General features: G+C 70.1%; 11 protein-coding genes. 9 read left to right on the top strand and 2 right to left on the bottom strand.

All coding sequences use genetic code 11. The annotated features are described in order from the left end of the window. Positions 1–116: 116 nt before the first annotated feature. The gene (locus tag ACZ38L_RS36855) at positions 117–356 is read left to right on the top strand and encodes a hypothetical protein (RefSeq protein ID WP_465701964.1); all 240 of its coding nucleotides are present in this window, start codon (positions 117–119) and stop codon (positions 354–356) included. 651 nt (positions 357–1,007) lie between these two features. Further along, positions 1,008–3,017 (top strand): ATP-binding SpoIIE family protein phosphatase, encoded by a 2,010-nt coding sequence (locus tag ACZ38L_RS36850; RefSeq protein WP_465701962.1) that lies wholly within the window; start codon positions 1,008–1,010, stop codon positions 3,015–3,017. 139 nt (positions 3,018–3,156) lie between these two features. On the opposite strand, the gene ACZ38L_RS36845 is transcribed toward ACZ38L_RS36850, so the two are convergent. Beyond that, positions 3,157–3,603 (bottom strand): TIGR03618 family F420-dependent PPOX class oxidoreductase, encoded by a 447-nt coding sequence (locus ACZ38L_RS36845; RefSeq protein ID WP_465701960.1) that lies wholly within the window; start codon positions 3,601–3,603, stop codon positions 3,157–3,159. An 86-nt stretch (positions 3,604–3,689) separates the two neighbouring features. On the opposite strand from ACZ38L_RS36845, the gene ACZ38L_RS36840 reads away from it, so the two are divergent. The 6 genes from ACZ38L_RS36840 to ACZ38L_RS36815 all read left to right on the top strand — a co-directional run bounded on the left by ACZ38L_RS36840 (position 3,690) and on the right by ACZ38L_RS36815 (position 7,820). After that, the gene (locus ACZ38L_RS36840; protein WP_465701958.1) at positions 3,690–3,998 is read left to right on the top strand and encodes a hypothetical protein; all 309 of its coding nucleotides are present in this window, start codon (positions 3,690–3,692) and stop codon (positions 3,996–3,998) included. A 28-nt stretch (positions 3,999–4,026) separates the two neighbouring features. After that, a complete protein-coding gene (locus ACZ38L_RS36835) occupies positions 4,027–5,118 on the top strand; it encodes an MFS transporter (protein ID WP_465701956.1) in 1,092 nt (363 codons plus the stop codon). Positions 5,119–5,130: 12 nt separating this feature from the next. Continuing rightward, positions 5,131–5,517, top strand: coding sequence for an MFS transporter (locus tag ACZ38L_RS36830; protein ID WP_465701966.1), 387 nt, complete (start codon positions 5,131–5,133; stop codon positions 5,515–5,517). Between the two features lie 793 nt (positions 5,518–6,310). Further along, positions 6,311–6,598 carry a hypothetical protein gene (locus ACZ38L_RS36825; RefSeq protein ID WP_465701954.1) on the top strand — a complete coding sequence of 96 codons (288 nt, stop codon included), beginning with the start codon at positions 6,311–6,313 and terminating at the stop codon, positions 6,596–6,598. A 503-nt stretch (positions 6,599–7,101) separates the two neighbouring features. Next, the gene (locus tag ACZ38L_RS36820; protein ID WP_465701952.1) at positions 7,102–7,473 is read left to right on the top strand and encodes a hypothetical protein; all 372 of its coding nucleotides are present in this window, start codon (positions 7,102–7,104) and stop codon (positions 7,471–7,473) included. Beyond that, on the top strand, positions 7,473–7,820 hold the full coding sequence (locus ACZ38L_RS36815; protein ID WP_396560791.1) for an ArsR/SmtB family transcription factor: 348 nt from the start codon (positions 7,473–7,475) through the stop codon (positions 7,818–7,820). Before ACZ38L_RS36820 ends, ACZ38L_RS36815 begins: the two co-directional genes overlap by 1 nt. Before the next feature lie 690 nt (positions 7,821–8,510). Here the strand turns inward: ACZ38L_RS36815 and ACZ38L_RS36810 are convergent. Further along, positions 8,511–8,903, bottom strand: coding sequence for a hypothetical protein (locus ACZ38L_RS36810; protein ID WP_396560789.1), 393 nt, complete (start codon positions 8,901–8,903; stop codon positions 8,511–8,513). Positions 8,904–9,459: 556 nt separating this feature from the next. Here ACZ38L_RS36810 and ACZ38L_RS36805 point away from each other — a divergent pair. Beyond that, positions 9,460–10,077: a hypothetical protein gene (locus tag ACZ38L_RS36805; RefSeq protein ID WP_465701949.1), complete on the top strand. Its 618-nt coding sequence runs from the start codon at positions 9,460–9,462 to the stop codon at positions 10,075–10,077. The last annotated feature ends 94 nt before the right edge of the window (positions 10,078–10,171 follow it).

Below are 10,171 nucleotides of genomic sequence, written 5' to 3'. Positions count from 1 at the left end.
GGTACCTCACCCCACTCGAAACCCGAGCCAGACTGCAGCACGACTTCACCCCCGCAGCGTAGAAACCTGCTGTCCAAGATCAGGGGGAAACTTCAATCCGCTCCAAGGGCAGCTACTTGCACGCCCAGTACATGCGCCTCAAGCCGCGCCGCGGCCACGCCAAAGCGATCAAGGCGGTGGAGCACTCCATCGTGGTGGCGATCTACCACATGCTCGACCGCAACCAGCCCTATCACGACCTCGGTGCGGACTACTTCACCCGCCGCCGGTCACCAGAACACCAGGCCGCCCACCACCTGGCCAAGCTCCGCGAACTCGGCTACGACGTCACCGCCGAACCGCCTCCCGCCGCATAGCGATCACCCGCAGGAGGTTTTCACCTCAGAGTCATCCACGGCCACAAAGTAGCCACCAGTGCCGCATCAGACACCGCTCACGCCGTGCGACGCACCGTCCGGACGGCGATCTGGACGGCGCGCGGTATGCAGGCCGTGGTCCGCGGCGGCCACGTCCGGGTCGGCTTCCAGTGCCTGGACGACGCCGCCCCGGCCGATGAGTGTTCTCTGGCAGTCGTCCTCGACCGTTTGCCACATGGCTGGGTGTCGGTGACCGCGCGCCACAGCGCGTGGTGCCCAGCGAGGTGGGCGGATGCGGGTCCCGTGGCCTTCGTGACTCTTCCGGGCGGACGTTCAGCGGTGTGACGCTCATCGGTCAACGGCGTAGTCGCTCCGCGGTATCCGGCGTGCCCGGGTGTCAGGCGGATCCCGGAGCGCGCGACGTTGGCGCGGACACGGGAACCTTGACTGCCGCGACCTGCGGGTTCCGCCCGTCGGCCTTGGCATCGCACGGACGGTCGTTTTCGTGCATGGCGGGCCCTGGTTCGAGCGTGATGAGTCAGTAGGCGTCAACTGCCATACGAAATAGTCCGGTTGAGGTGAGATGGCCTCTGGCAACCAGCACCGCACAACGCACTTGGGGTCGGCATGGGCAAGGGGCACAGAGCGACGATGGCCCAAGGGAGCGGCGGGGACGCCTCACCGGCCGCCGAGGAGCGGTTCCGGGGGCTGCTGGAGGCGGCCCCGGACGCGATGGTCATCGTGGACGACACCGGAACGATGACGCTGGTGAACGCCCAGACCGAGGCGCTGTTCGGCTACCGGCGCGAGGAACTGCTGGGCCGGCCGGTGGAACTACTGATCCCGGGCCGGTTCCGCGCACACCACGCCCGCCATCGCAGCGACTACGCCGCCAACCGACAGGTACGACCCATGGGAGCAGGGCTGGACCTGCACGGACTGCGCAAGGACGGCACCGAGTTCCCCGTCGAGATCAGCCTCAGCCCCCTGGAAACCAGCGACGGCCTGCTGTTCTCCGCCGCCGTCCGCGACGTCAGCGACCGCAAGGCAGCTGAGGCGGAGCTGACCGCGCTGTACGAGCAGCAACGGCACATCGCCCTCACCCTCCAGCGCAGCCTGATGGGGACCCCGCCGGCCGTTCCGGGGCTCGCGGCCGCCCACCGCTACCGGCCCGCGACCCAGGGAGCCGGTGTCGGCGGCGACTGGTTCGATCTGATCCCCCTGGGCGCGGGCAGGGTCGGAATCCTCATCGGCGACGTCATGGGCCGCGGTCTGGAAGCCGCCGCCGTCATGGGGCAGCTGCGCTCAGCCGCCCACGCCCTGGCCACCACCGGCATGGAGCCGCGAGCGCTGATGCAGTCGCTGGAAACGGTCGTCGGCGACCTGGGGGTCCCCGATCAACTGGTTACCTGCTGCTACCTGGTCATCGCCCCCGAGACCAGGGAGGTGTCCGTCTGCTCGGCCGGGCATCTCCCGATCCTGGTCGCCGCCCCTGGCCACGGGGCGCACCTCCTGCCCGTGCCCGTGAGCGCGCCGCTGGGTGTGGGCGGCATCCCCCACCAGCAGACCTCCGTCGTCCTCGCACCCCACGCCCTGCTCGCCCTGTTCACCGACGGCCTGATCGAATCCCCCGGCTGCGACATCGAGCACCGCCTGAAAGCGCTCATCGACACCATCGACAGCGCCCCCGACGGTGGCGACCTGGAAGCCACGGCCGACCACATCCTGACCACCCTGCTCCCGCCCGGCCCCGGCTACGACGACGACGTCACACTCCTGTTGGCTCAGGTCCCGGCGGCCCCGTATGCCACGGCCGCGATCGAACTGCCCGCAGTGCCCACCTCCGCCTCAGGGGCACGCGCCTTCGTCGAGAAGGTCCTCACCGCCTGGGGCCACACCCACCTGGTCGACGACGCCCGGCTGCTGGCGTCCGAGGTGCTCACCAACGCCGTCCAGCACGGCCAGGGCCCCGTGCGCCTGCGTCTGCGCTGCCATCCCACCGAACTGGCCGTCGAGGTCACCGATCAGAGCCCTCACCTGCCGCACCCCCGACTCGCCGAAGCGGACGAGGAGTCCGGACGGGGGCTCACCCTGGTCGAGGCCCTCGCCCACCGCTGGGGGCCCGCCCCGCCGGCACGGGCAAGAGCACCTGGTTCACCCTGCCGCTGGACAAGGCCCCGCAGCCCGACACCAGATGACCTCGAGGGCGGTGACCCGGGCCCTGAGCTGCTCGGTGTCGTCGCAACCGCCGATGCCCACCTCGCGCCAGACCTGTTCGCCCAGGATCCCGCGGAGGCGGCGGTCGGCACCCGGGCCCGTGCCCGGGCGATGTCACCGGAAGCCACCGGCCGCTCGCGCCGCCACCGCACGCAGCGGTGCGGCCAGCGAGCCTCCGGGCTGCGCCGGAGGGAATGGCTTCCTGGACAGCCGCGGGACATGGTGACCGCCGTGGGACCTTCGTCCGCGCCGGGCACCGGACTTGCCGGCAAGGGAAGATGGCGGCTCCCAGCGGCGGCGGCCGCCCACCCCACTCGGGCGCAGGCCCTCGGCCCTGGCCCGGTCAGCCGGGACAGCCGGGGACGCTGCCGGGCGGGGCGCAGTTGTCGGGGATGTCGTGTCGTGCCTTCGACTGCTTCAGTGTCACGGTGGTGGCGGTGGTGATGCCGCCACCGTCCCGGGTGGCGGTGCCACCGCCGAAGTTGCCGATGCCGCCGCCGTTCGTGGCGGTGTTCTCGCGCACCGGTCATGAAGGCTCGGCGCGGGGCGCCGGCGGAGGCGATTGCCCCGACGAGCGTGCCGGTCAGGGCGCCGGGACGGGGCCGCCGGGCCGGAACCGCTCCACCCCGACGATGTGCCGCACCTTGACCGGGCGCACGATCACCGCGACCCGCTGCTCCCCCGGCATGATCCACTCGAAGCGCTCGCTGCCCAGGTACTTGCGGGCCAGCCGGTCCATCCGGTCGCGCGCCTCCTCGCCCTCGATGAAGCGGGCCACCACACCGCTGATCTGCACTCGGTCGAAGGGATCGGCGGCGTCCGCGTGCGAGAGGTAGACGCGCGGGTCGCGACGGAGGTTCTCCTCCTTCACCCGACCCACCGAGGTGTTGAACGTCAGCTCCCCCTCCCCCTCCAGATCCACCCACATCGGGCTGACCTGCGGGGCCCCGTCGGCGAACACGGTGCCGACGTACCAGATGTTGGGGGCTTGCAACCGGGCGCGGACGACTTCGTCGAAGGTCGCAGTCATCCCGGAAGGCTACCAACTTGATCGACGGGACGGCTCGGAGGAGCCGTGGACCTCCGGCGAACGGTCTCGCGCCCACGCCGCTCGGCATGACCCCAATCTACGTGCGCGGCGCACGCAGTTTTGGGTACTCTGCAGATTCGCGCTCGGCGCACGAAAATCGAGCAATCTCCGATCCGGGAACCCGTGTTCCCGACCCCTGTGAGGACCGCCATGCCCCCGCCTTCCGCGCCGACATCGCCGGCGCCCTGACCGACCTGCTCTTCACACCAGGCCTGGAGCCGTCCGAGGCCGTCGACCGGCACTTCGCCCCCGACGGGCGCTTCCGGCGCATCGAGGAGACCACCCTGATGCTGCGGGGCTCCGACAACGTCCGAAGCCTCGGCAGCGCCCGCTGACGCCGCGTCCTCACTGGAGCCCGCACCCATGTCCCGCACCAGAACCCGCCCGCACCACAACCTGACGTTCGCCGTCCTGCTGCTCGGCGTCGGCGCGTACTCGCTGCTGCAGTCGCTGGTGGTCCCGGCCCTACCGACCCTGACGGAGCACCTGCGCACCACCCAGTCCACCGCGACCTGGCTGATGACCGGCTACCTGCTGGCCGCCTCCGTGGCCACCCCGAACCTGGGCCGGATCGGTGACAAGGTCGGCAAGGAACGGATGCTGGTCGCCACCCTCGTGGCACTGGCCGCCGGATCCGCGATGGCCGGCGTCTCCCACTCCATCGGCCCGGTGATCGTCGCACGGGTCATCCAGGGCGCGGGCGGCGCCGTGGTGCCACTGGCGTTCGACATCATCCGTGACGAGTTCCCCGCCACGAAGGTCCGCGGCGCTGTCGGCGTCACGGCGGCACTGTCCGCCGTCGGCGTCGGACTGGGGCTGATCCTGGCCGGACCGATCGTCGACCACCTGGACTACCACTGGCTGTTCTGGGTGCCGGTGATCCTCGTCACAGCCGCCGCCGTCGCGACCTTCCTGTTCGTCCCCGAGTCGCCGGTGCGCACCCCGGGCCGGATCAGCTGGGGTGCCGCACTGCTGCTCTCCGTCTGGCTGGTGGCCCTGTGGTTGGCCGCCAGCGAGGGGCCGAGCTGGGGCTGGGGCTCGCTGCGGATCACGGGCCTATTGGCGGCCGCCGTGGTCTTCGCCGCCTACTGGGTCGCGGTCGAGCTGCGCTCGGACGCCCCGCTGATCGACATGCGGATGATGCGCATCCCGGCGGTGTGGACCGCCAACCTGGTCGCACCGCTCTTCGGCATCGGGCTGTACACCACGATGACCTTCCTGCCGCAGCTCGTACAGACCCCGAAGCGGCTCGCCGGCTACGGCTTCAGCGCGAGCGTGACCCAGTCCGGGATCTACATGATGCCGATGACCGGCGGCATGTTCGTCCTCGGCGTGCTGGCCGGGCCACTGGCCGCCCGCTTCGGCCCCAGGCGCGTGCTGGTCGCGGGCGGCCTGGTCACCATCGTCCCGTTCGGTATCCTGGCCGCGGCCCACGACCGCGGCTGGGAGGTCTAGACCGCCTCGGCCCTGGTCGGGGTCGGCCTCGGCCTCGCCTTCTCCGCCATGTCCGCCATCGTCGTCGAGGCCGTCCCACCGGCCCAGACCGGAGCGGCCAGCGGCATGAACGCCAACATCCGCACCATCGGCGGCGCGATCGGCAGCGCGGTGACGGCCAGTATCCTGTCCCCCGGGGTCACGGCCCTCCACCCGTTCCCCCACGACTCCGGTTACACCGGGGCCTTCTGGTTCCTGGCCAGCAGCGCCGTGCTCGCCGCCGCCGCGGCCCTCGCCGTCCCGGCGACCCAGCACGACCGGAGCGACCACGGCGCGGAATCGCCCCGGACCGGCACAGGACAGGGCAGTGGGCCCGGTACTGCCGACAGCGACGTCAACCAGCCTGCACCCGCAACCTGATGGCCCGGCGCGGCCGGCCGGCGAGGGTGACGCGCGCGGCGTCGGTGTAGGCGGGGACGCCGTTGGTGGCGATGTGCCGATGGAGTGCGCGTCGCCGGTCCGGGAGCCCATCGCCGCCATTGCCGGAACGTCGGTTCCCCGCACGTGATCTGCGGAAACGTGCGGAACAGGCACGAGGTCACCGGCCGGGGAGCGGGGCGGGGAATCACGCCAGCCAGCAAAGGGACTCGACGGGCCGCCGGCGGGCGGAACGGGCACCGGAGCCGGGCAGTGCCAGTGCTCCAGTGCGAGCAAATCGGTGAATGACGGTGCCTCATATCGGTTTCCGGCCAGGTTGACGATGTGTCCCTTTGGTGATGACCAGACGCATCCGCCCCCACTAGGGTCATTCCAGCTCCACAGACCGGCGCCGCACGGCCATCGTGCGGCGCTTCGTGGACCCGTCGATTGGACCGATGTGAAGTGAACATCAAGTACCGCCATCCGCTGGGCCGTTCATTGGTGGCCGCGACCCGGGGCCGGCTCGCCGACGCGGTGGGGGTGGTCGCGCTGCTGGTGGCCGCCCTCACCGGCACGGCCGCCGGCGCGGCCAGTGCGGCGCCCCTGGCGGCGCCGGTCGCCGCCGCCTCCCACGCGTCCGCCGGGTGGGTCTGTCCCGGCACGCCCATACCGCCGGGTTACGTGATCACCCTTCGCGCGCCGAACGGGTGCAACGGTGCCGGCTCCTGGTTCATGCAGCCCGTGAAGGACGGGATCTGGACCTGCGCCACCTCGCCGATCCCCCCCGGGCTACGTGATCACCCTCCACAATGCCGTCGGCTGCAGCGGCATCGACGCCTGGTTCCTGCAGCTGGCCCGCGACGGCCAGTGGACCTGCGCCACCTCGCCCATCCCCGCGGGTTACGTGCTGACCGGCCACAACAACGCCGGTTGCGGCAACATCGGCTCGTGGTTCATGCAACTGGCCCGCACCGGTGAGTACATGTGCCCCTACCAGCCCGTGCCGGCCGGCTTCCGCGCCGGTGCCGCCAACGCGAGCATGTGCAGCGGCCTCGGCGGCTGGCTCCTGGTCCGCGCCTGATCCGATCGGATCCACCGGAAGGCACCGCACACCACGTGGCGCCTTCCGGCGTCGCACACCCGTGTTCAACTCCGCCGGCCCCTGGCGACCACGGAGCCGCTTCGTCCCGGCTCCCTGCGGGCTCTTCGGGAGCTCGCTGCTGCCGGTCACGGCCGTCCACGCCTTCACCGGCCACCGGCGGTCCCAGGAACCGTGGTTGTGCACCGGAGGACCCGGTGTCCGGTCGTGGTCCAGCGGGCCCGGCCTGACGGGCGATGGCCGATCTGTCTCCGCGGAGGCACTCCGACACAGCGCACAAGGGCCCTTACGGGCAGCCGCGGAACAACGTACCGCGTGTCTGCCGCGCTCCCCGTCCACCCGTCCGACGGGTCGTCACAGACCGGATATCGCGCGGCTACACCGATGCCCTGAAGGTGGGGCAATCTACACCATCGAGTGTGCGTAATAGCGGAGTTCTGCAATTCGTCGGTGTGATGGTTCGCCGATTCCCTAAGGTCCCCGTCATGGCAACCACGGATATAGCACTCAAACAGGCAATGGCGATCGACGGCGCGCTCGGCGTGGCCCTCGTGGACACGGGCAGCGGCATGATGCTGGGAAGCGAGGGCGGCGGCAGGGACCTGGACCTCACGGTGGCCGCTGCGGGGAACACGGACGTGGTCCGGGCGAAAACCCGCACCATGGAGATGTTGGGCCTGGCCGAGAAGATCGAGGACATCCTGATCACCCTCACCGGCCAGTACCACCTGATCCGGCCGCTGACCTCCCGCAGCGGTGGTGGCCTGTTCCTCTACCTGGCGCTGGACCGGAAGCGTGCCAACCTCGCCATGGCAAGGCACCAGCTGAACAAGGTCGAGTCGGCGTTGGAGGTCTGATGCACCCCCCGCTGTACCAGGTCAAGGCCGAGTTCTTCCGAATGCTGGGGCACCCGGTCCGCATCCGGGTCCTGGAACTCCTCCAGGGCGGCCCACTGCCGGTGCGCCACCTGCTGGCCGACATCGGCATCGAGCCCTCCAGCCTCTCCCAACAGCTCACCGTCCTGAAACGCTCCGGCCTCGTCACCTCCACCCGGGAAGGCTCGACCGTCCTCTATGCACTGGCCGGCGGAGACGTCGCCGACCTCCTGCGCTCGGCTCGACGCATCCTCACCGTCCTCCTCGCCGACCGCGAGGGAATCCTGGAGCAACTGCGCCAGACGGACACCACGTCGGTCCCCGGCTGAGCTGAGGGACGGGGACCGGCACCGTGGCTGGCGCCGCGTTTCCAGTCCCCGCCGGTTCAAGCTGTGCACGGAACTCTCCACACACGGCTCTCCGACACCGTTCGCCAGTTGGCACGCGCCGTCACCCCGCACGCGCTACCGGTCAGGCGGCAGCGCCCGGAGTCGGCCCGGATCCATCGGGTGATCGCCGGCGGGGGTACCGCCGCACGAAGGGATGCCTTGCGGCCCGCGATGACGGAGTTCCCCAGAATCCAGCATGCAACGTCGGCAAGGCGTCTCGTCAGCCCAGTCCCCTCACGCTGTCTCGGCCGTCTCCGTCGTGTTCGACGAGCCGAATCCGATCGCGGGCGTGGGCCTGGTTCCGCCGGCCCGAGCGCGCCGGCCTGTCCGCCCCGGTCGGCGAGCGACCGCGCATCGCGGGCGCCGGCAGTGCCGGAGTCAATCCGGCTGCCCAGGCGATGACGCCCATCGCGGGGATGCGTGCCGGGGCCGGCCCGATCGACGACACCGACCGGCTCCCCCACGGCAGGTGAGTCGACTGCTCGCGGGGGTGCACACCGTCCCCGGCGGCAACGACGGCGGACCGGGGTGGACGGGACAGTCCCGTCACCGTCCACGAAGGGACTCACCCATGGCGGGACGCCACGCATCTCGCTCCTGCGGCCTGACCGGTCCAGAGCGCCCGGACCCTCATGGCCGGATTCCCCAGCCGGAGTTCAGTTGGCCCTCGATCAGGTGGAGTTGGTGTCGGGCGAGGGCAAGGTTGGCGCTCTTGCGATCCAGCGCGAGGTAGAGGAAGAGGTCGTTGCTGCTGGAGGATTTCAAGGGGCATATGAGTTGGTAGTAACTGGTGGTGGTGATCAGGATGTCTTCGATCGTGCCGGCCAGGCCCAGCATCCGCATGGTGCGCATCTTGGCGCGGAGCAGCTCGGAGTTCCCGGCCGCGGCGATGGTGAGGTCGAATTCCTCGCTGCCGCCCAGGGTGCCCAGAGTGGTGCCATTGCCGGCGTCCACGAGAGCCATGCCGATCGCCCCCTCGAACAGCAGCATGGCTTTCCTGAGTGCAACGTCTGTGTGTGCCATGACCATGGACGCTAGGCGATGGGCCACCCCTGGAGTCGGTGACTTTCAGAGTTCTGCAATCCATCGATCTGGTGGCGCGGCTTGCCACCGGCCCTCGGGTCCGGCGCACCCGGCAGATCTGACCCGGATCGCCGGGGCAGGGCGGTCACCGTGCAGGACGTGCTCCCGCCGGGGGCTGGCCGCCGCCGGCCCCAACGGCCCCGGCGGTAGTAACGGTCGATGAAGAGTGACCCCTTCCGTGATCAAGTGATCAGGCCGGCTCCATGGGAGTCAGGAGGAAGAGGTGATTGGCGTGGAGGACTGGGCAACGATCCGAGCATGCCGTGAAGCAGGTGCTCGGCCGCGAGGATGGAGCCCATGCGGAGTCCAACCCCGAACACCCCGTGAGCAACGGCAGGCGTAGCCCCGGGGTGATCAGGGAACGGCGCCGTCGCCGAAGGTGACCACCGGATGCTCACGCCGCCCGGGCCACCGACTTGCTCGTGATCGGCTTCTTCTTCTCCGGACGGGTAGCAGGCACGGTCTGATGCAACGTCGGAGATGAGCCGGGGGTTCGGTGACGGGCAGAGAGATCGCGGTCTGGTACGTGTTCGCGTGGGCGGTCCGCAAAGCGAAGCGGGTGACCGGCCCGGCGGACGCGGAGGTCGACCGCGCCCTGGACGCCGGGATGGACCTGCTCCACGATCTGGTCAGCCGCAAGCTGGGCGAGGCCCCCGCGCTCAAGAAGCTGGCCGAGGAGGCCGAGGCTGGGCAGGACGCGCCGAGCGACCGCACCCGGCGGCGGGTGCAGGAGGCGCTGGAGGAAGGCGCAGAGCGGGATCCTGACTTCGGCCAGGCACTGGACCGCGCGGTGCGGCAACTGCAGGCCCTGTCCCCCAGCACCGGCGGAGTATCGGTGGGAGACGACGGTGCGGCCGTCGGCGGGGACGGGCACGTCCGCCACCTCGGTCCGGACGTACAGGTGGTGCCCCTGGAATCCGAAGCCCAGCGCACCGCCTCGACCACGGTGTTTTCCACCATCAGGGTACGCTTCCATATGCTGAAGGCAGGCACGCCGTCTCTCTGCTTGAGAGAACTTGGGCTTCGACACCTCAAGGATCACAGAGGACGGCGTGTTTCACGTCCAGCCGTAGATCAGCGCACCCACACATGCGGCAGGAGAGCCCCTTTTTAGGGCTCTTCGCTCGCATGTGTGGGTCGGTTCGTGTCATGAGATAACGAACGCCGCACCCTGCGTAGGTTTCTGATTGTGATGATCAAGAACCTGC

The organism is Kitasatospora sp. NPDC024654, from assembly GCF_055559155.1.
The sequence above is the reverse complement of the archived record's forward strand: the minus strand, read 5'-3'. Positions and strand labels throughout refer to the sequence as shown.